Source organism: Clostridium sp. CM042 (genome assembly GCF_055080995.1).
Genome location: NZ_CM143646.1, coordinates 3,126,094 through 3,148,703, shown reverse-complemented (window position 1 = coordinate 3,148,703; position 22,610 = coordinate 3,126,094). Strand labels below are relative to the sequence as shown.

Below are 22,610 nucleotides of genomic sequence, written 5' to 3'. Positions count from 1 at the left end.
ATCTTAAACATAGCCTAAATTTTATATTATCTATTAATTTTGCTTTTTAAAGCTGTTATTAGAGGTAATGCTAAAGCAATACCTCCTACTACTTGAAAAATATTAGTAGGTATATCCTTTAAAGAAACAATTAATGCTTGTTTAAGTGCAAATTCTTTAGAAATAAATGTTAGTATAATAGCTCCACCTAAATAATACGCCGCAATCATCCAAATTCCTGCTACAACAAAGGCAAAGATATTATTTGAAAATTTATTTCCATTATAATTTTTTCTATAGGCAATTGTTCCAGCAATATATCCCATTGTACCTTTAATAATAAGTGTAAATGGTGCCCACATGGTATATCCATTTAACAAATCAAATAAACACATACCAACAGCAGAAGATATGGCTGCTTTTTTTCTTCCAAATAATATAGCTGATAAAAAAATCATACTATCTCCTAAATGAAGTACACCCATAAACGTAGGTATATGTATAACCGAAGTAGCTATAAACGTAATCGCCGCCATTAGACTAATTTGTACTATGTCAATAGTTTTAATTGATGATATTCTATTTTCCATCTTTCTCCCCCTAAAATTAAATCTTTAATATATCCTTAAGCGTCTTTCTACTGTCATTATATACAACATTTATCATTTTTTCAAATGTATGCATACACTTTTCCACAAATATATTGCATATACATCGCTAAAGTAATAAATACTATATATAAGCTACTCTAGTAGATAACGCTACTCTAGTAGATAACGATACTTTTATGGATTTTTAATCTTCTATTAAATAGTAATTTTAATAAATGGAGGTGTAAACATGACCTTTTTACGTTGGTTAGGTGGATTTATAGTGTTATTTTGGTTAATGGGAGTTCTTTTCAGCATAGGTGGAAGTTTAATTAATATCCTTCTAGTAGTTGCTGCGATTGTATTTGTATTTGATGTTCTATCCAGCAGAAAAAAAAACATATAAAAACCTACTAAACGTGAAAAAATCTCTTGAAATTAATTCAAGAGATTTTTTTATTTTTGATTTAGTCGTCATTTTTACCAATGTCTGATAAAATCAAGCCTTTATTATGCTCTGTTGCCCAGCTAATACCCCACTCATTTTGGAATACTAATAGATTTCTGTCCTTAAGGTCTTTAACTATCCTAGCATCACTAGTCAAGTTGAGTTTTTCTTTATCTATATCTATATTACACTTTTCAATCCATCTTATATGTTTAAATGCTAACCTTTCCATCTTAATATCTACATTATATTCATTTTTAAGTCTGAACTCTAATACTTCAAACTGTAACACACCTACAACCCCAACTATGATTTGTTCAATCCCTATATGAAGTTCCTTAAATACTTGGATTGCACCTTCTTGAGCTATTTGTGTTACTCCTTTTATAAATTGCTTTCTCTTCATGGTATCAACAGTTCTCACCCTTGCAAAATGTTCTGGCGCAAAAGTTGGTATTCCTTCGAACTCAAATTTATTTGAAGAAGAACATATGGTGTCTCCTATGCTAAATATACCTGGATCAAAAACTCCAATAATATCTCCTGCATAAGCCGTGTCCACTATTTCTCTCTCTTGTGCTAAAAATTGTTGAGGTTGTGCTAATTTTATTTTATTACCGCCTTGTACATGATAAACATCCATGCCCTTTTCAAACTCTCCAGAACAAATTCTCATAAAAGCCATTCTATCCCTGTGAGCTTTATTCATATTAGCCTGAATTTTAAATACAAAGGCAGAAAAATCCTTACTAAAAATATCAATTTTCCCTATACTCGAATTTCTTGGTAATGGCGCTGAAGTTAATTGTAAAAAGTTATCTAAAAAAGGTTCAACTCCAAAATTAGTTGAAGCACTTCCAAAAAATACTGGAGTAAGCTCTCCAGTAGCTACTTTTGCTAAATCAAAATCATCTCCTGCTACATCTAAAAGCTCCATATCTTCCATAAGCTTTTCATATAGTACATCACCAATAAGTTCAATTGCCTTTTCATCCTCAATACTGATTTTTGTCTCTTTAGCTTCTATTTGGCCATGCTTTCCATCATCAAAAACAATGATTTCCTTTGTGCGTCTGTCATAAACCCCTTTAAAATCTACCCCACAACCTATAGGCCAATTCATTGGGTAAGATCTAATTCCAAATTCATTTTCTATTTCTTCCATAAGTTCAAATATATCTCTAGTTTCTCTATCCATCTTGTTAATAAATGTAAAAATAGGTATTTCTCTAATACTACAAACATGAAATAGCTTTCTTGTTTGTTCCTCGACACCTTTTGCACCATCAATAATCATTACAGCACTATCTGCTGCCATAAGGGTTCTGTAAGTATCTTCACTAAAGTCTTGGTGACCTGGTGTATCAAGTATATTTATACAAAAATCATTATAATTAAATTGCATAACTGAAGAAGTAACAGAAATACCTCTTTGTTTTTCTATTTCCATCCAGTCAGAAACCGCATGTTTAGACGCCTTTCTAGCTTTAACTGAACCTGCAAGTCTTATTGCGCCCCCATATAATAATAACTTTTCTGTCAACGTCGTTTTACCAGCATCCGGGTGGGAAATTATAGCAAACGTTCTTCTTTTTTTAATCTGTTTTATGTAATCTGCCAAGGTCATCACTCTCCTTTTTTATTTTTTTGATATGTACATATATATATTCTTACAACCACTCTCTGGGCTCCTAGCGATTCTAAATTTCACTTTTCATTTCTCTACCTATCAATTTTAGCTTTTATCCACATATCTGTCAACCAAGCCTGTACTTTATAGTTAAATCATCTTCTGCTAAGATTATGTAGCAAAAACCAATCCTACCGGCTAAAAGACTCTTGAAATGGATTATTGAGATTTCAAGAGTCTTTTTGTTTACCGTCTCTCTTTCACTTCCCACAGGGGCACCATTCATAACAGTATTGAATTTCTACGAAGTGACCTTACTCTGCGAGCTTTGCAATAAGAAGCGCAAAAAATTAGAATTTCTTAATGAGATTTCACGTTTCAAGCTCTTATTGCAAGTCCCCCAGGAGAACTTCCATACATTATCTTGGTATAAATCCTATTTTCTTTTGCATTTTTCTTAGCGTCTTATTAGCCACATAGTTAGCCTTTTCCGAGCCTTTTTTATAAATTTCCTCTAAATAAGCTTTTTGCCCTGTGTATTCCTTAATCTTAATCTGTATAGGTTCAAGTTCTGCAACTATTGCTTCTGCTACATCTTTTTTAAATTGAGCATAACCTAATCCTTCATATTTTTCTTCTATTTCTTCTATAGACATAGCAGTTATAGCCATTAATATAGTCATTAAGTTCTTAACTCCTAATTGTTCGTCATTATACTTGACTACCCCTAAGCTATCCGTAACTGACCTATTTACTTTTTTTCTTATAACTTCCGGTGGGTCCATTATTAAAATGAATCCATTAACATTTTCTCCCGATTTAGACATTTTCTTAGTTGGTTCTTGTAAATCCATTACCTTAGCCCCTGATTTACCTATATATGGTTCAGGTATTATAAATGTATCGCTATACGTTTTATTAAATCTTTCAGCTATATCCCTTGCAATTTCAAGATGTTGAGTTTGATCTTTTCCTACAGGCACTAAATTAGTTTGATATAATAAAATATCTGCTGCCATCAGCACCGGATATGTCAATAATCCTGCCCCTACACTTTCACTGTTTTTAGATTTATCTTTATATTGAGTCATTCTGCTTAATTCTCCCATGTAAGTGGAGCAAGTTAAAAGCCAAGCAGCTTCACTATGTGCGGACACATGTGATTGAATAAACATTGTATTTTTCTCAGGATCAATACCTGAAGCTAAGTAAATAGCTAACATTTCTAAGGTTCTTCTTCTCAAATCCTTTGGTTCTTGCTTTACTGTAATTGCGTGTAAATCCACCACACAAAAATAGCATTCATATTCTTCTTGTAATTTAACCCAGTTTTTTATAGCTCCTAAATAATTTCCGAGTGTTAAGTCACCCGAAGGTTGAATTCCACTAAATATTACCTTTTTATTTTCTTCCAAAATAATCATCTCCTAAAATAAATTAGACAAAATAATATATTGATCAGACTGCAACTCACTTTGTTAATTAATTGTGAATTACTAAAACTTGCTCATATGCTTTCTACTCAATATATTATTTTCCCATTACGTTGAATGTAAGGAAATTTACAATTTCCTAGAATCTAAAAAAAAGCCCTATGGATAAATCCATAGGGCGTATATACACGGTACCACCTAATACTTACAAGCTACATTAAAGCTTCTACTTAAACAGATACACTTCGATATCCTACCTTTATAACGTAAGGCCTACGTCAAGGACTACTGCATTTCATCCCGAGTCTTAGAGATCCATTCAATTTAAACATAGTTATCGTAATTCCACCATCAACGACTCTCTGTAAATCTGTTTTTAAATTTACTTACTTCTCATCAAAGACTATAACATTATAATCTATTTAAAATCTCTTTAAATTATAATATGCCTATTCACTTAAATTGTCAATAATAATTTTAGATTTTATGCTTTCCAAAGTCCATGTAAATTACAGTATTCTCTTACGAATAACACTTTTTCTTCTAATTTAAATTCTGCTTCTGGTTTTTCGCCTGGTTTTAAGTATTTTCTGTACACCTTATTTTCTGTGTGTACTTCAATAAATTCAATATGATGTTCTTCGAGCATTGGGTGCTCAACTGCTCCAACCTTAACCCTAATTCCACCTTCTATTTTTTCAATTACAGGAACATGTTTTTCAACTGCTGCATCCTGAGTATTTTCTACTTTAAGTGTCATTGGTTTTCCACAACAGACTAAAACCCCACCAGCATTATGAACAACCTCAACTATATTACCACATACTTCACATTTATAAATTTGCCTTAATTCAGTCATTTTTATTCCTCCTTTAAATTTAGAACTCTATAAAATACTGATTATGATTTTTTCAATCTATAACAGTTATTTATTGCTAGTAATTATATCTATATTATTCTACATTTTTTGAAAATTCCCTCTTTTTTTAATTTTATTTACATATGTATTTTATGCTAATTCATTCATTGTATGATTACACATTATAGCTAAAAGATTATTTAACTAATATTACCTTCATTTTTTTCTCTCTTCCGTGGAATACTATATAATACAATATAATATAAAGGGAGGTATGAACATGACTAAGAGCCTTAAGAACCAAACAAAAGCGTATGCACCTCACGAAAGAAATTTTTATGAATTAGAAGAGAAAGATATAAGATCTTACTCCGAAAAAGATTCTACTATGCTACCAGACCCAGTAACTGATCCTATAGTTTCTATGAATATATCCAATGTTGAATTTGACTATACCTATAACGGCGGCCAAGAAATCCCAGATACAGAAGACTAACTTGTTTCAAAACTATAAAAGCATAAAAACAGATGACTTCTTTTTAGAAGTCATCTGTTTTTTTAAATTATAACCTCTACTTTATGCACTCCATCAATAAATGGAACCAATCCATCTGCGCATAAATTACCATCAAGCCAAATTCCTTTATCTCCCTGGCGCTTAACCTCAATCACATATTCAAATTTATCTTTTTTATATATAATCTCATACTGTGACCATTCCTCTGGCACACAAGGTTCAATGGTAAACCCTTTTCCCTCCTTTAGTTTAAACCCTAAAATCGCCTCTATTCCCGTTCTATACATCCATCCTGAGGTTCCAGTATACCAACTCCACCCTCCGCGCCCTACATGAGGTTCTTTTCCATAAACATCAGCAGTCATTACGTAAGGTTCAGTTTTATATCTTTCACACTGAGACAGTGTTTTTGTATGATTAATAGGGTTTATCATATTATAAAGCTTTGCTGCCATGTCACCTTTGTAAAGTTTAGCAAAGGCAAGAATTACCCAAGTTGCAGCGTGTGTATATTGTCCACCGTTCTCTCTAACTCCAGGCACATAGCCTTTTATATAACCTGGCTCCAAAGTAGATTTACTAAATGGAGGAGTTAAAAGTAAAATCATTCCATTATCTTCTTTTATTAAATAATGTTCTAATGACTTCATAGCCTCCTCTGCTCGTTCTTTATCCGCAGCTCCTGATATAACCGCCCAGGATTGAGATAGAGAATCTATCTTACACTCTTCATTTTGAGATGACCCCAGTGGTGTGCCATCATCAAAATATGCTCTCCTGTACCAATTACCATCCCATGCGTTTTCCTCTAGATTTATTCTTATGTGTTCTTGCATCTCCTTGTATTTCTGTAGTCTTTCATCATCATTTTTATACGTGCAAGCTTCAAAGAAATCCCCTAGTATATCATATAAGAACCAACCAAGCCATACACTTTCGCCTTTACCCTTATTTCCAACGGTACTCATTCCATCATTCCAATCTCCACTACCCATTAGTGGAATGTTATGAGGACCAAATTTAAGGCTTTTATCTATAGCTTTTATGCAGTGTTCATATATACTACCTGTAAAATCTGCCCTTCCAGAAATATTATATCTTTCATCTTCACCATCTGATAGTGGCGTATCCATTAAATACTGAGCTTGCTGATCAAGAATAGCAAAATCCCCTGTGTTTTTTATATAATCCATAGTGACATAAGGTAGCCATAATAAGTCATCAGAGAATCTTGTTCTTATACCACTATCTACAACCGGATGCCACCAATGTTGCACATCACCTTCAATAAATTGTCTTGAAGCACTATATAGAATTTGCTTTTTAGTCATACTGGGCTCAATCATACCTAGTGACATAACATCCTGAAGCTGATCTCTAAAGCCATAAGCTCCACCAGATTGATAAAAAGCAGTTCTTGCCCATAACCTGCACACTATAGTTTGGTACATTAGCCATCCATTAAGCATTAAGTCCATACTCTTATCCGGAGTCTTAACTTGCAACGTATGAAGTAATTTGTTCCAATAGTTCTTTACATTTTCGAGTTCAGTATCAACTCTTTTAAAATCTTCGAATTCGCCAATAGTTTTAGAAATATTATCTAAATTCTCATTTTCACCAAGCATTGCTACTAATTCAATCTCCATATTAGGTTCTATATGAATTTTTGAAGTAACTGCAAGACATGGATCGAGTCCCGCTCCTACATTGTTTGAAAGTCTTACTCTCTTTAGTACCTCGGGTTCCTCTACACTTCCTCCTCTACCTAAAAATTCACTTCTATTGCCAGTAAAGCTTTGCTGCTCGCCTCCAAATAATCTTAAGAAAGCATTTATTTTTCCAAAATGCTGACTATAACAATTTGTAGCATATATATATTCCTTTTCTTCATTCAAATAAGTAACAATGTGCTGAGCAGTATGCTCTCGTACAACTCCCATTACAAGTTCTGCGTAGTAGGTTATACTTATGTCTCTTGCTATATCGCTATTATTTTTAAGTTTTATTTTGCATAGCTTAACGTTATGCGACCTAGGCACAAACATGGTTACTTCACCCATAATTCCAAAAGCTTCATGCTTGAAATTTGAATATCCAAAGCCATGCTCAATTAAGTATTCTCCCCCATCCCTTATTGGTTTAGGTGTAATACTCCACACATTGCCAGCAGCATCATCTCGCAAATATATAGCTTCTGAGCATTCATCGCTTACCCAATCATTAGACCAAGTAGTAATTTTATTTTCTCGGCTATTGAGATGCCATGTATAAGCTGATCCACATTCTGACACATGAAATCCAAAATCACCATTTGAAATTACATTTATCCAAGGTGCTGGGGTATTATTAAAATCTTTAAGTAGAATAGTATAGTTTTCACTTTCTACATTAAAGCCTCCTAAGTCATTAAAGTACTCTAACGGTTTCATATTAAACTTATGCTCTTTCCATGTGAATTGATTTTCTACAATCTGTAATAATGGTTGTTTTTCTATTTTCTTTAAATTATTCTGAATTTGAGATACTAACATTCCCTTGCGGGAATCTATAACTATTCTAGCTATAGCTATTAAAAGCTCTATATCCTCCTCCATAATAGTAGCCTTGTTAAGTATAAAGAGCCCTCCAGGTTTATTTTCTTTATCTCTTAAATGACTACTGCATACAAAATCCTTAATATCAGTTTGTAAAGGCTGATCATATGAGGTTTTTTGAAGATTTATTATTACCAAATCAACTCTTAACCCTTTAAGGCTTAAGTATTCATGGGCATTTAAAAGTTGACGAACGAGGTCTTTATCTTTACTCTCACGAACTATAAGCAGAATTATAGGTAAATCTCCTGAAATACCATATCCCCAAAGCGTAAATTGTCCCTTCTTTACATTTTTTATATTTTCTTCCCTTTGTTTAAAAGTGGAATTTAAAAATAAAATTTTAGAAGCCATTACTTGGTATAAATTTGCTTGGCTAGATTTTATACCTAGATATTTCATGTCTACCTGAGTTTGGCTCCACGCTAGTTCAAACACCACATTTACATTGTGAAGTTCACTATATTTCTTAGCTAAACTTATTACTTCCTCTTTACTATCAGCTATCGAAGTAGTGAAAGCTATAATGCAAGTTTCACCAGGTTTTATTTTTACTCTTCTTCTCATACTTACTATAGGGTCAAGCACTGCCCCTACAGTATTGGATAAAATCGAGTCCTGCTTCATTGCTATAGGATGTATTGTATTTTCACCACGCCCTATGAAACCCTCTCTGCTAGTCTCATATTGAATAGTTCCTACGGTAGTTCCCTCCGTTGCAACAGTTTGCATAATCCAAGGTTGCTTTTTACCCTTAGCCCTAGGTCTTCTCGTTGCCAGGATGCAGCTAGGATTATCTATATACTCTGTTTTTACAAATAGATTTCCAAAAGCTGGATGCACTATATCTGCATCATAATGAGCTAGAGTTACTTCTAAATAGCTTGTTATTTCTAAACTTTTACTTACGGTGCCATGATTTGTAATGGATAATCTTCTTACCTCTGAGTCATCCTCTGTAGACACAGTGATTTCCGTGCGAGTAGTAATATTACCATCGCTCCTTGTAAATTCAGCTTTGTCTAAGGAGAATGTTACTTCATAACTATTCCCTACCTTTTTACAAGGTTCATAAGCTGCACTGAAGTATTCATATTCATCCATATCTTTGATATACACGAACATGCCTGTATTGTCTTTAGTGACATCTTCCCTCCATCTGTAAATCATAGTTCTATTTCGCACGGCATACCCTGCCCCACTATTAGAAATCATTAGCGAATAACTTCCATTAGAAATTAAATGTGTTTCTGGAGTTTCCGTTTTAGCTGTAGTATATTTTCTAACTATAATCTTTTGTTTTCCTATAGTAGTACCTGATATATCAAATTTATATTTTCTATCATATACTACTCTCTTAGAAATTTTCTCTTGAAGTAATAGCTCTGTAGCTTTGACCTTTGGCAAAGTATGAAATCTTTTTTGAAGAATATTGTTTAATAATACATTGTCTATTGCCATTAAGCTCATCCCTTCATGATGAATCATGAAACACTTAATAATAGCCTTAGGTTCCTCCTTTGACATTCTGTTTTTAGTATAATCTACAGCTTCATAAAAACCATAAGTTCCTTCTAATCCTTCCAAAGCAAGACTCTTAAGATTATCATAAGATCCTCTAAAATCAGTTTGCAGTGCCATAACAGTAGAGTATGGTGCAATAACCAATTCATCTTCCAGCCCTGACTTTAGTCCTACTCCAGCTACCCCAAATGCCTTATATTGGTAATTTGAATTTACATCAAAATTATAAAATGCAGATTCAGATATTCCAAAAGGCACCCCTCTTTCATTACAATATTTCTTTTGCGCCCCAATTACAGCTTTGTAAGTTTCATCTAGCATTGTTTCTGGATAATTTTTCATTATAAGTAAAGGCATCATATATTCAAACATGGTTCCACTCCAAGAAACTAATCCCTTACTTTTCCCCATAAGAGTCATAGACCTACCAAGCTTAAACCAATGTTTTTTAGGAACATCTCCTTTTGCTATGGCAACAAAGCTAGCCTGCCTTGACTCAGAAGCAAGTAAATCGTAATAGCTCTTACCTAGACTATCATTCTCAACGTCATATCCAATTCTAAACAGTTCTCTTTCTTCATCATACAACATTTTAAAATCAGTAGCTTCTGCCATTGAGTTTAGTCTTTCTTTTAAGCTCTCAATGCTTCTAATAACCCTTTGAGCTTTTTCTTTTGTGTTTTGTAGCAAACCTTTTAATTTCTCTAAAGATTCATCACTTTTTATCTTGCTATTTAACATATTTAATATGTTGGTGGTTTTTTCTGGAATACAATTTATTGCTGTATTTTCGATTAAGCTCCTTAAAGAATTACTAATGTCTAAATCAAAGTTTTTTTCATGGATAAAATCAAACCAAGGGAAAAATTCATTTATTTCCTCTAAGAATCCACCCACATCACCTTTGAGTTTTTTATTCCAATATAGCTCCTCGCCTTTTTGTACTTGCGTAACCCTCGCTGCTAAATCTACAAGCACAGTCCTCCAAGAGTAAAAATCTGTTTTGTCATTGCCTAAGGTGACAATCACTTCATGATATAATTCTTTCAATCCTTCGGATTCTTCTATTTCTTCAATAGCAAGCCTTATTGTGTCTTGCAAACCCTCCACTTGCACAAGGTTAAATATCGGATTACACAAATATTCTTCTAGTGATTGAGAAACCAGCCAAAGATAACCAACTAAGTTCCCACTATCCACAGTGGACACATATCTAGGATAAAGTGGAGTTTTAGTTTTAGTATCATACCAATTGTAAAAATGACCATTACATGTAACCATATCCTCCATTGAAGTCATAATTTTCTCTATTCTTTGTGTTACTTCCATAATTCCTATATACCCCAAATCATAGGCAACTATATTTGATGTTAATTCCATACCCATATTAGTCGGTGAAGTTCTCTGGGCTAACCCATTAGGCGGATCTTCTTGATAGTTATCTGGTCCAAGCCAATTATTTTCGTCATTGACAAAATCCTCAAAATACGCCCAAGTTTTCCTACTTAATTTCCTTAAAAATATCTTTTCTTCAACCTTCATTTCAAAAGTTTCTAAACTTCTATCGCGACTTATAACATATGCAATTACAGGGCTTAAAAACCAAAGTACACAGGAAGGTATACTAAGAAACCCAATACTCAGACTTGAATTAAATGATAAAAATAAAATCAAAAGTGAAATTGCACTTTCAATCCACATAAAAGCTATGAAATTTTCAAGTTTTTTCCCTAGTTTCACCTCTACGTCCGCTGCTGTCTGCCACTCTAATAAATTTTTCTTACTTACCATCATTCTATATAATGTTCTAATTATGGCATCTAACATCATATACGCTTGAAAAGGTATAAAACAAATAATCAAAAATATTTGTTCTATAGCCATAGACCCATTTTGAATTTTACCCGATAAACTTATACCTGCCGCAGGAGAAACTACAGCTTCAGATACATCAAAAAGTATAGGTGCTAAAACCGCAACAAATGCTGCAATAACCCATTTATCTGTCCCATCAGGCAATATTCCACCTAATGCAAGTATGAGCAAAATTGTAATGGAGGGTGCGAGTAAACTTCTCCTTAAATTATCAAATATTTTCCATTTAGATATTTTATTTATTGGTGAAGGTTTTATAAGCCAAGGTAATAGTTGCCAATCACCTCTAGTCCACCTGTGTAATCTCATACAACTAGAATTGTAATAAGCTGGGTATCCATCTATGAATTCCACATCAGTAACTAATGCAGTCCTAACATAGCAGCCCTCTAACAAGTCATGGCTTAATACAGTATTTTCAGGTATTTCATCTTTTAACATATAATTAAATACATCTACATTATAAATCCCTTTTCCAGTAAAAATTCCTTCCCCAAATAAATCCTGGTATACATCAGATACAGCAGTAGTATAAATATCTATACCAGTTTCCCCAGAAAATATCTTTGAAAATAGAGTTTTGTTTGCGCTAAGAATAGACACTCCTACTCTCGGCTGCATTAAACCGTAACCTCTATCCACTTTCTTTTTACTATTATTTATAACAGCATTGTTTAGTGGATGAGCCATAGCACCTATAAGTTTTTTTGCAGAGTCCCTTGGAAGCTTCGTATCTGCATCTAATGTAATAACATATTTAACCTTTCTAAGGTTTAGAGGATTGCTGCTTATTACATCGTAACTAGTATTTTCGTTACCTCTTAAAAACTCATTAAACTCCATAAGCTTTCCGCGTTTTCGTTCAAATCCAATCCACTTGTTTTCTTTTTCATTGTACTGTCTATTTCTATTTAGAAAGAAAAATTTCTTTTTATCCGTTCTACAATACTTTTTATTTAAACTTTCTATAGCTAAAAGCCCAGCATTAACTATTGATTTATCTTCTTCTTCCTCCTGCGTATCACTATCCTTAAAGTCCCCAAGTAATGCAAAAAACAAATTTTCCTGAGCATTGGCTAAATAGTACACTTCTAAATCATTTATTAATTCGACTACCCTGCTAGGATTATTTAATAGTGTTGGAATTACTACAACCGTACTATATTTTTCTGGTATTGCTTCTTTGAAATCCATTTTAGGAATAAAAGAAGGAGTACTCAGAACGCTTACACTCCAGTTAAAAATCGATATTACTATTTCGCTACAGGGTACTAATATAACAATTATGGCAAGACAATATCTCCATAAATCTTTGTTACTATCATTTAATAGGCTACTCGCAATAATTAGACATATTATTAGTGTTGTAAATATAATAATAGTGCCTATATAAAAATTTTCCATATTCTTCTTTATGCTGTTTTTGAGCCTCTCTATACCAGTATTCTTATATCCTATTTTTCGCTTTAATTTATTTAGTCCCTTATCTATCAAATAATATCCGACATGTTGTTCATAGGTATTATTTTCTGAAAACTCACTTTCTTTGCAACATTCAATAGCTTTTTTTGCTATATATGATTCTGGAAGATTTATATTTTTAGATATCTTTTCTATTTTGTGTCTATATTTATCTCTAGATTGAAAATCCATTTTTCTATAAATGTGCGAAGGATCCTCTCTCAAAATATCCTCTACAGCACTTAGCTTTTCAAAATAATTTTTCCAATTTAAACCTTCAATGACTCTTATACTATTAATGGAATTTGCCATAGATATTTCAAAATTAGCTTCCATTTGATGCTCTAATACTATAATTTTTTCTAGGCTTGTTTCCTGTGCCCCAAGCCTTTCATCTATAAAATCATAAACCTCTTTAGAATCAATACCATTATCCCTTAACAATTTCAATAATCTTTCTGTAAAATGAGAATTGAATGTAAATTTTTCATTTCTTAATAAAGATATCTCTTTGACAATTTTATCTTCATTAAAAGCATTGATTAACCTCTCTGCAACTTTTTCTGCTTCTTTTTTATCCTGCTTCGCTTTAACAATTTTTTCAGTTATCCTACTAATATTTTGAATTAATGCTATTCTTAGCATTATAGGAATAGCCCAAAGTTCACCAGACGTCAGTACAGCACTCCTTTGATAGGCCCTAATAAAGTTTGCAATAACTGTTTCATCCATCCTACCGTCGGTGTGAGATACTATCTCAATAGCAATATGATAAACTCTTGGATAGCCCTTCATGAACCCTTTGTATATCACCGGTAAGTCTTTATAATAATTTTGTGGCATGTTATATTTTATACTCTTATACTCCTTCTCTACCAAGTAAAGATTATCCAAAAGCCATTCAGAAGCAGGCAATACATCTTTTTTATTTTTTTCTTCTTTATCCATGCCATCATAGCCATTTAAAATCTTTTCATAACTTCTATCTAAATTACTAATAAGCTTTTTCTTACAATTAGTATTTTTCACATCAGAATAATGACGTGCTATTTCGAAAGCATGTTTCTCTAAATCTTCTCTATTCACATTTATGGTTGGAACATCTTTTAGTAAATTTTCCTCTTCATAATAATTCAGATTTCTTCTTATCACTATGTAGATTAAAATACTTATTACGGCTATTACCCCTAATGTAACATATGGCATTATAAACACCCTTTCAACACTTTTTGTTAATAATATTTGTAAAGTTTTAGGACTAGTTGAAATTATTATCTCCAACTAATTGTTTAATTATTAGTAAAAACAACAAAAAGAACTCACAATGAAACATTGTGAGTTCTTTTTGAATGTGCTTTAGTTATCTTTTTATTAAATTTTATAAAATTCTTCAAAGGATTTTGTAACATAAGTATGGTCTATTACTCCGCCTAGTTCTCTTATAGAATGCATAGCTAGAGTTGGGCTTCCTATATCTACCGAGCGTATATTTAAATGAGTTGAAGATATTGGTCCTATAGTTGAACCACCACGTGCATCAGAACGATTAACAAATTTTTGCACCGGCACCCCTGCTTTTTCACAAACTAATTCATAAACTGCATCAGAGTTACTATCAGTTGTGTAGTTTTGATTAGCATTAATTTTTATAACTGGGCCTTTGTTCATATAAGGCTTATTTGTTGGGTCATTCTTTTCTGGACTATTAGGATGAACAGCATGTGCATTATCTGCTGATATCATAAAGGATTTAGAAATTGATCTTAAAAAATCCTCACGATTTTTATCTAAAGATATTGTAATACGCTCTAATATATTAACTAGCATATTTGAGTCCGCACCTTGCTTTGTCGAGCTTCCTACTTCTTCATTATCAAAACAAACCATTATATTTGTTGCCTCTGCGGCTGGCGCTATAGCTAGTGCTCTTATTCCTGCATGCACCATAGCTAAATCATCTAATCTTGAGCTTGATATAAATTCATTGTTTAAACCGATAATTGATCCCTTTTCGTATTCATAAAGGAATAAATCAAAATCTATAATTTGTTTGTAATCTACAGATAATTCCTTTGCAATGGCGCTCATAAGATAATTATTTTTTTCTAATTCGGTACTTACCATTGAAAGTAGTGGCAATGTATCCTTTTGCTTATTTAGTTCAATTCCAGTGTTTATTTCTCTATTCATATGAATAGCTAAATTAGGAATTATCATTATAGGCTTTTTAATATTTACTAACTTAGTTTCTGGATATAGAATATTTTTATCTCGCAAAGTTACCCGTCCTGCTATTGCAAGAGGCCTATCCATCCAAGTATTTAATATAGGTCCGCCATAAACCTCTGTGTTTAATTTTACATACGTATTATCTACTAACATTTCTGGCGTTGGTTTAATTCTAAATGTAGGTGAATCTGTATGAGCTCCAATAATTTTAAAACCATTTTTCTCAATTTCTCCCTTTCCAACTACAAAAGCAATTAGTGCGGAGTCATTTTTAGTTACAAAATATTTCCTACTTTTTTTAAGGTCCCACTTTTCTTCTTCTTTAATTTCCACAAAGCCTTCTTTACATAAATCTTCTTTAACCTTCGCTACAGCATGATAAGATGTTGGACTATCATAAATAAAATCAATAAGATTTTGGGCAAATTCTAATTCCTTATTCATATATATTCCTCCAATGAGTGTTAAAGCACATAGTTACTTTGCTTATCCCCTTCTCTATTATAACAAATTTTATAATAAAATTTCTATAAAATCCAAATAAATGCTATAATTAATTATCGAATATATGTTTAAAATTAACTTTTTAAATTATACTATATAATCAGAGGTGAAAAATATGTTATCAAAATTTTTAATTTCAAAATTCGTAAAAAATTCGGAGGATGTTAATAATAAAAAAGTAAGAGAAGCTTATGGTTACCTGGGCGGCTTAGTTGGAATTATAGTGAATTTAGTTCTTTTTACTACAAAACTAATTATAGGAATAATATCAAATAGTATAGCAATTACTGCAGATGCCTTTAATAATCTTTCAGACGTTGCTTCTTCTGTTATTACAATTCTAGGTTTTAAACTAGCTAGTAAGCCACCAGACAAGGAGCATCCATTTGGTCACGGAAGGCTTGAATATATTTCCGGACTTATAGTTTCCTTTTTAGTAATACTAGTAGGTTTTGAATTTATTAAAACCTCTTTTGATAGAGTAATTCATCCCTCAAAAGTAATATTCAAACTTATACCCTTTGTATTAATATTAGTATCTATAGGATTTAAACTTTGGATTAGTGGATTTAATAAGACCATGGGCAAGGCTATAAGATCTGCAGCCCTTGAAGCTTCTTCAACTGATGCATTAAGTGATGTTGTTAGTTCAAGCTGCGTTGCACTATCACTACTTCTGTCTATTTGGATTGACTTTCCCATAGATGGATACATAGGAATCCTTGTATCCTTTATCATAATATATGCTGGATACAAGCTTATTCGCGAGACTATGAACCCGCTTCTTGGTGAAGCTCCTGATAAGGATTTAGTAAATGCCCTTAAGGAAAAGTTACTAACCTATGATCATATTACCGGTGCCCATGATCTTGTTATCCATAACTATGGACCTGGTAGATGTATGGGTTCTATTCACGCTGAAGTTCCCTGTGATATTTCTATAGTTAAAATTCACGAAATTATCGACACAGCTGAAAAAGAAATTTCTGAAGAATTTAACCTATATCTAGTTATTCATATGGACCCTATAAATACAGATGATGAAGATGTTAATGCCTCTCGTTTGGAACTTTTAGATGTATTAAAGTCTTTTTCTATAATAAAATCAATTCATGACTTTAGAATTGTAGGCGAGGGCGAACATAAAAATCTTATTTTTGATGCTGTAATTGATTTTAACCCAAGCTTTACAGATGGTGATGGACTTTCCCTAGAAGATGAAATAAATAAAGAACTAAAAAAATGCTACCCAAGTTATAATGCCATAATGACCCTAGATAGAGATTATTTAGGAGTTCAATAAATTTAAAAAAGTATATATTACTACAGATGCATTCTCTTCGCTAAGAACTACTAACTTTATTTTTGATTAATCTTCTAAAAAAAATAAACTCGCTATAATCTGTACCCTTTGTCAATGACAATTAGAAAAAACTATATTGAATTATAAAGATGATTTCTGTATTGAACAGGAGTCATCTTTTTCAAATCCCATTGATATCTATATCTATTATAATAGATCATATATTTTTTAATTTCTTTCTTTAACTCTACTAATGTTTGACACTCTTTTATGTTTGCCTCATCTTTGAAATGACCGAAGAATGATTCCTGTGGAGCGTTATCCCAACAGTTTCCACGTCTTGACATAGATTGTCCTAGTCCACAACTTTTAACGAGATTTTGAAGGATTGGACTTGTATAATGACAACCTTGATCTGAGTGAATAAATGCATCTTTAGATATTTTAATATTTCTATTCTTTTTTAGCTTTAGTATAGTATCAGTGACTATATCCATCTTAATATTAGCTGACACATTATATGCCAGTATTTCATTTGTAGAGGAATCCTTAATCGTTGATAAATACGCCCTATGACCCTTTCCATAAAACAAATAAGTTATATCTGTAAGCAATACCTTGCCAGGTATATTTTGCTTGAAGTTTCTATTTAATAGATTTGGTAAAACAGCATGTTCGAGGGTGGCTTTCATCATCCTTTTATAAGGATTTGCTTTTCTAATAGGACATACAATTTGGTATTTCTTCATTATCCTACGGATACGTTTCAAATTGTAAACGATACCAAATTCGCCTTCTAACGTCATTTTAATTTGTCTAGCTCCTTTTTTGCGGCCTTTAAAGTTATATGCTTTTAAGATAGTATCTCGCACTATTTGATCATGATCGTCACGTTGATTCCTAACTCCTTGTGAACTAACTGAGAAATAGTTGTAGTAGCCTGAACGGGATACCCCCGACACACTGCATAAATGGCTAAGCATATTTCTGAGTTTATATTTTTTAATTTGTGAATTGATAAGAATATATTTTTCTTCTGCTACTAATATTATTTTTTCTTTACCAGCCTTCTTTCTAGGATGTCGATTTTTTTTAGTAATTCATTCTCAGCTTTAAGTAAATTAACTTGGACCTTAAGACGTTTATATCTTTCTTCTATGGGAAGATCTTTCCCTCTTGATCTTCCGCACATTGATTTCCTTGTATCATTCAGTCCTATTACACCTTTTTTTCTATATGCAGTCCGCCATCTGTAAGCTGCTGATCTAATTCGATCATTTCCAAGAACGTCTATATCAAAACCATATTCTTTAAATATTTCTTTTATAGATTTGCCCTTTTCATTCTCTGTTACAAAAATGCGTTTATATTCATCAGTGTAAGTTATACCTTTAATACTAACATTTGTTACATATTTATTTTTGGATAACACTTTCACTTCTTTTTCTGTAAAATTCTTAATGCTCATTTATTCACCCCTAATCCTTTATTCCATTATACATAGAAAAACCCCATAGGGTAGTTTTTTTTAAATCGTCTACTCTATAGGGTACATTTTACTATCGCTCAAACATATGTTTTTCTTAACGCAGATTAATTAAAAATAAAATAAGAAGTTCTAAAGCTTGCTCAAATGCATTATACGTAATATATACTTTTTTTGCGCATAAACACAGATCTATCAATACTTAATACGTCCTATATGAATACTATGTATCAGATATTATAAAATTTTTATAGTAATTACAGCGATTACAATGATTAACCCGTAAATCACATGAAAAATACCATACTTACTTACTTTATTAAGTTCTTCTAAATATTTTTGCTGTGTCAACTCAATTTTATTTAATCCGCTAAAAATTTCTTTTAATCCTATAAATAATATTAATATATCAATGCCTATATTCCCAATATTCAGAAAGTGTAGACCTACCATAATGAGAATAACAATACTAAATATGTTATCTGCTAATGAATATGTTTTTTTTCTTATTTTTCGCCATAAGTCTATAAGAAATTTTCCAATCCCTAATTTTTCACCTATATAGTTTGCCACAACCATATAAATTTTCATAAATACTATAAACATAAATATAACAATTAAGACTTTTAAGACATACTGAATATATTCCATAATACCTCCTTATCAGCAATCAAATAATCAACGGTCTTGCTATACATACCTATTAATAAAATTATAACATATTTTCTATATTTTCAAAAAAATATATCTTACTATATATATATGTAACGGTAGCTCTTAAAAATACTGTTAATGTCCATAACAATGCTCCAATTAATCCTAATACGTCTATAAGCGTTATGCTTTTCTTTTTTTTCCAATAAACATTTCATACTTTCACCTCTTTTTTTGTAATATCATTCCATTGTTTACTAAATTATAGATTATTTATCTACCAATCATAACATAAATTTAAATTATAAGGGATATAGTTGCCTGAGATTTGGGCCTCCACCTTTATAAGTAGCAATTGTAGAATCTACAAAGTTAGTTGATACTCCATTAAACTTCACCATCCAATTTTCAAACTTACTATGCAAATTATTTACATGATTAATATGATAAAAATCATTTCTACATCGCCAATCAAGTAATTTATATCTCATATAAAATGAGGTTTTAACGCATATGAGTTGATTTATAATGTGGGCAGACAGCCCTCTTGGCATATAATCACCTCATACACGAAATTTATATACATTATCACAATTTATGTCTATGATAGTCTAAAGATAAAATAAGAAGTTGTAAAGCTTGCTTCAATGCATTTTACGTAATATATACTTTTTTTGCACATAAACACAAATCTATATATGTTAGATAGTAATCATTGAGTTTTATAGAATCTTAGTTTATATAAAAAAAATTTCCTCAAACAACTTAGGAAAGGAACATGATGAGAGAATAGTCTGAAGAGAGGAAATTCTAATAAGTATTTAACCATTGCTAGTTTTTTTTGGTTTCATCATATGTTTCATAGGACATTTCATTCATTTGCCCTGTATTATTGTGGGTGTCTGCTTTGGTGCTTGCATAGCATTCTCTACCATTGGTTTAATTGCTTTAAATCATGATATAAGTAAATTAAACAACTTTAAAAGGAACCTTATTAGAAGAATTGCTAGTAATTAACAATCGAATAGTGTGTATTTTACTAATAGAGAAAGCATAAGGCTTAAACACAGCCTTATGCTTATCTTTTATATTCAAATAAGCACTCTCTTTTAAATTTATTTACATTCCTTATTTTGATAAACAAACTAAACTATTGACTACTTATTTTTAAATTTTTAGTAATATTACATATTTAACTAACTAATATAAAATACTAAGAAAAGCAACAGAAATTGTATAATATAATCAGATAACTCTAAATTAAATGCTTTAACTTCACACAAAACTCACAGTCATACTTTATAATTAATGGGAGAGGTGTATATATGAATGAAAAAATACTTGTAATTGAAGACGATTTAGATATACAAGAAATTATACGTGAATTTTTGTGCGCAAGTGGATATGTTGTTGAAGTAGCTGAAGATGGATTAAAAGGTATCGATATATTTAATTCAAGTAAGTTTGATTTAGTGCTTCTAGATATAATGCTTCCTAAGATTGATGGCTTTGTTGTATGTGAAATCATTAGAAAAACATCTAAAATTCCAATTATAATGCTAACTGCTTTAGAAGAGGAAGAAGATCAAATAAAAGGTTTCGAATTAGAGATAGATGATTATATAACCAAACCTTTTTCAGTTAATCTTTTAATTAAAAGAGTGGAAGCGGTAATTAGAAGAATAAATGCTCAAGACGAAGAGTTAAAACTTAGCTTCGAAGATATTCTAATTGATACTACTTGCTTTAAGGTTTGGGTTGGTAGAAAAGATATAGAACTTACCTCTAAAGAATTTGAAATTCTAAAGATATTTATTAAAAATAAAGGTAGAATTTTAACAAGGGAGATAATATTGAATCAGCTTTGGGGATATGACTTTTATGGGGATGCTAGAGTTATTGATACTCATATTAAAAACCTAAGGTGCAAGCTAAATGTTGATTATATTAAGACGATTAGAGGTGTTGGCTATAAACTTGAGAAATAAAATGAAAAAAAGTATTACTTTTAAAATTTTTACAATCACATCTATATTGCTAATAGTATCAGCCATATGCATATATTTAATAATATACTTTATGTTACCAATTTATTATTATAAATATAAACAAAACAATGTAGAAACTGGACTAACGAAATTAGCTAGCACTGTACAAAGCCTTTCAATGGAAGAATCAAAAAAACATTTTGAAGAGTTTACTTTAAGATATACTGTTAACTTGAATGTACAAGATATGAACGGAAATATAATATATACACCATTTAGGGTAGTAGAAATTACTACTGAAAATATCCCAACACGTTTAAACATAGCACTTAAAAGTGGAATTAATGAATTTAGAGTGGATAACAGTAATGAAAAGTATTTTATCAATGTGGTTTCAAAGCAGATAAAATTTTTAAATAGTAATGAAAGCTTCACTATTAATGTTACTGTTCCCTTGCAGCCTATAGATGAAGCTTCAAAGGTTTTATTAAATTTAGTGCCCTTAATTGGAATTGTAGTCATTATTTTATCAGTGGTAGGTTCCTTTATATATTCAAAGAAAATTACTAAGCCCTTAGTTGAAATAAATAAGAATGCTATACAGTTGGCAGCTTTAGATTTTCAAAAAAGCTGTGAGGTAAATAGTGAGGATGAAATAGGAGAAATTGCATTAAGCTTAAATGAGTTAGCATCCAATTTGCAGCATACAATGGGTGAACTTAAAAATACTAATTTAAAGCTTCTGGATGATATTGAAAAAGAACGGGAAATCGAAAGGAAAAGAAGAGAATTTACTGCTACAATTTCACATGAATTAAAAACTCCTATTACAATAATAAAAGGTCAACTTGAAGGTATGCTTGGAAATATAGGAGTTTATAATGATAGAGATAAATATATGAATAGATCCTTAGTAGTTTTGGATGATATGGAATCAATGGTTAGAGAAATACTTGAAATATCAAAATTAGAAACTCATGGGTTTAAACCACAATACACTGAAATAAATCTATCCTATCTAATTAACAATTGTCTTGAAAAACTCAGCTATCTTATAAGTCAAAAGGATATAAGTTTAAATTCAAAAATAGCTGAAGAACTATATATTCAGGGAGATGAAAAACTAATTAAAAAGGCCATAGCTAATATTATTAATAACTCCATCACACATACAGAAAGAAATGAGAAGGTTCTTATAAATTTGTATGAGGATAATTATCTAATAGTATTAACTGTTGAAAATGAAGGTGTACATATAGACGAAGCGGAATTTGAAAAGATCTTTAACCCTTTTTATCGTATAGAAAAATCTCGAAGCAGGAGTACTGGTGGCAGCGGGTTAGGGTTATATATAGTAAAAAAGATACTAGAGGCCCATGCTTTAGAATATAAAATTACTAATACTCAGTCAGGAGTTTGTTTTAAAATTATCTTTAACAGAAGCAATTAAGCTTCTGTTTTTTTGCGCCCGGCATGTTAGCGCCAATTTATGTGTTTCACCTACTTGATTCATATTAAAAACATTTTAACTTC

At 31.4% G+C, this 22,610-nt stretch carries 14 protein-coding genes; 5 read left to right on the top strand and 9 right to left on the bottom strand.

Annotated elements, in window-relative coordinates; all coding sequences use genetic code 11:
• Positions 1 to 26: 26 nt before the first annotated feature.
• The gene (locus tag ACWJJ7_RS14970; protein WP_462962795.1) at positions 27 to 569 is read right to left on the bottom strand and encodes an ECF transporter S component; all 543 of its coding nucleotides are present in this window, start codon (positions 567 to 569) and stop codon (positions 27 to 29) included.
• 250 nt (positions 570 to 819) lie between these two features.
• Here ACWJJ7_RS14970 and ACWJJ7_RS14965 point away from each other — a divergent pair, with 250 nt between their 5' ends.
• Positions 820 to 975 (top strand): DUF5670 family protein, encoded by a 156-nt coding sequence (locus ACWJJ7_RS14965; RefSeq protein ID WP_462962794.1) that lies wholly within the window; start codon positions 820 to 822, stop codon positions 973 to 975.
• A gap of 61 nt (positions 976 to 1,036) precedes the next feature.
• Here the strand turns inward: ACWJJ7_RS14965 and ACWJJ7_RS14960 are convergent, their stop codons facing one another.
• From ACWJJ7_RS14960 to ACWJJ7_RS14950, 3 genes are all read right to left on the bottom strand, one after another.
• Entirely contained in the window at positions 1,037 to 2,638 is a 1,602-nt protein-coding gene (locus tag ACWJJ7_RS14960) for a peptide chain release factor 3 (protein ID WP_462962793.1), read from the bottom strand.
• A gap of 428 nt (positions 2,639 to 3,066) precedes the next feature.
• Positions 3,067 to 4,062 (bottom strand): tryptophan--tRNA ligase, encoded by a 996-nt coding sequence (trpS, locus tag ACWJJ7_RS14955; RefSeq protein WP_462962792.1) that lies wholly within the window; start codon positions 4,060 to 4,062, stop codon positions 3,067 to 3,069.
• Between the two features lie 502 nt (positions 4,063 to 4,564).
• Positions 4,565 to 4,939 carry a desulfoferrodoxin gene (locus ACWJJ7_RS14950; RefSeq protein WP_462962791.1) on the bottom strand — a complete coding sequence of 125 codons (375 nt, stop codon included), beginning with the start codon at positions 4,937 to 4,939 and terminating at the stop codon, positions 4,565 to 4,567.
• A 280-nt stretch (positions 4,940 to 5,219) separates the two neighbouring features.
• Between ACWJJ7_RS14950 and ACWJJ7_RS14945 the strand changes: the two genes are divergently transcribed.
• Positions 5,220 to 5,435, top strand: coding sequence for a hypothetical protein (locus ACWJJ7_RS14945; protein WP_462962790.1), 216 nt, complete (start codon positions 5,220 to 5,222; stop codon positions 5,433 to 5,435).
• 62 nt (positions 5,436 to 5,497) lie between these two features.
• On the opposite strand, the gene ACWJJ7_RS14940 is transcribed toward ACWJJ7_RS14945, so the two are convergent.
• Both ACWJJ7_RS14940 and ACWJJ7_RS14935 read right to left on the bottom strand, forming a co-directional pair.
• Positions 5,498 to 14,119, bottom strand: a complete 8,622-nt coding sequence (locus ACWJJ7_RS14940; RefSeq protein ID WP_462962789.1) for a GH36-type glycosyl hydrolase domain-containing protein — start codon at positions 14,117 to 14,119, stop codon at positions 5,498 to 5,500.
• Positions 14,120 to 14,284: 165 nt separating this feature from the next.
• On the bottom strand, positions 14,285 to 15,586 hold the full coding sequence (locus tag ACWJJ7_RS14935; RefSeq protein ID WP_462962788.1) for a M18 family aminopeptidase: 1,302 nt from the start codon (positions 15,584 to 15,586) through the stop codon (positions 14,285 to 14,287).
• Between the two features lie 175 nt (positions 15,587 to 15,761).
• On the opposite strand from ACWJJ7_RS14935, the gene ACWJJ7_RS14930 reads away from it, so the two are divergent.
• Entirely contained in the window at positions 15,762 to 16,949 is a 1,188-nt protein-coding gene (locus ACWJJ7_RS14930) for a cation diffusion facilitator family transporter (RefSeq protein WP_462962787.1), read from the top strand.
• Between the two features lie 131 nt (positions 16,950 to 17,080).
• On the opposite strand, the gene ACWJJ7_RS14925 is transcribed toward ACWJJ7_RS14930, so the two are convergent.
• The 3 genes from ACWJJ7_RS14925 to ACWJJ7_RS14915 all read right to left on the bottom strand — a co-directional run bounded on the left by ACWJJ7_RS14925 (position 17,081) and on the right by ACWJJ7_RS14915 (position 19,580).
• Positions 17,081 to 18,417 (bottom strand): IS3 family transposase gene (locus tag ACWJJ7_RS14925; protein WP_462962368.1). Its coding sequence is split into 2 segments (ribosomal slippage): positions 17,081 to 18,036 and positions 18,036 to 18,417, totalling 1,338 coding nucleotides; the frame shifts between segments, so codons are not numbered across the junction.
• A 255-nt stretch (positions 18,418 to 18,672) separates the two neighbouring features.
• Positions 18,673 to 19,086 (bottom strand): hypothetical protein, encoded by a 414-nt coding sequence (locus ACWJJ7_RS14920; RefSeq protein WP_462962786.1) that lies wholly within the window; start codon positions 19,084 to 19,086, stop codon positions 18,673 to 18,675.
• A gap of 305 nt (positions 19,087 to 19,391) precedes the next feature.
• Positions 19,392 to 19,580: a hypothetical protein gene (locus ACWJJ7_RS14915; protein ID WP_462962785.1), complete on the bottom strand. Its 189-nt coding sequence runs from the start codon at positions 19,578 to 19,580 to the stop codon at positions 19,392 to 19,394.
• An 834-nt stretch (positions 19,581 to 20,414) separates the two neighbouring features.
• Here ACWJJ7_RS14915 and ACWJJ7_RS14910 point away from each other — a divergent pair.
• Both ACWJJ7_RS14910 and ACWJJ7_RS14905 read left to right on the top strand, forming a co-directional pair.
• Positions 20,415 to 21,077: a response regulator transcription factor gene (locus ACWJJ7_RS14910; RefSeq protein WP_462962784.1), complete on the top strand. Its 663-nt coding sequence runs from the start codon at positions 20,415 to 20,417 to the stop codon at positions 21,075 to 21,077.
• Between the two features lies 1 nt (position 21,078).
• Entirely contained in the window at positions 21,079 to 22,527 is a 1,449-nt protein-coding gene (locus ACWJJ7_RS14905; protein WP_462962783.1) for an ATP-binding protein, read from the top strand.
• The last annotated feature ends 83 nt before the right edge of the window (positions 22,528 to 22,610 follow it).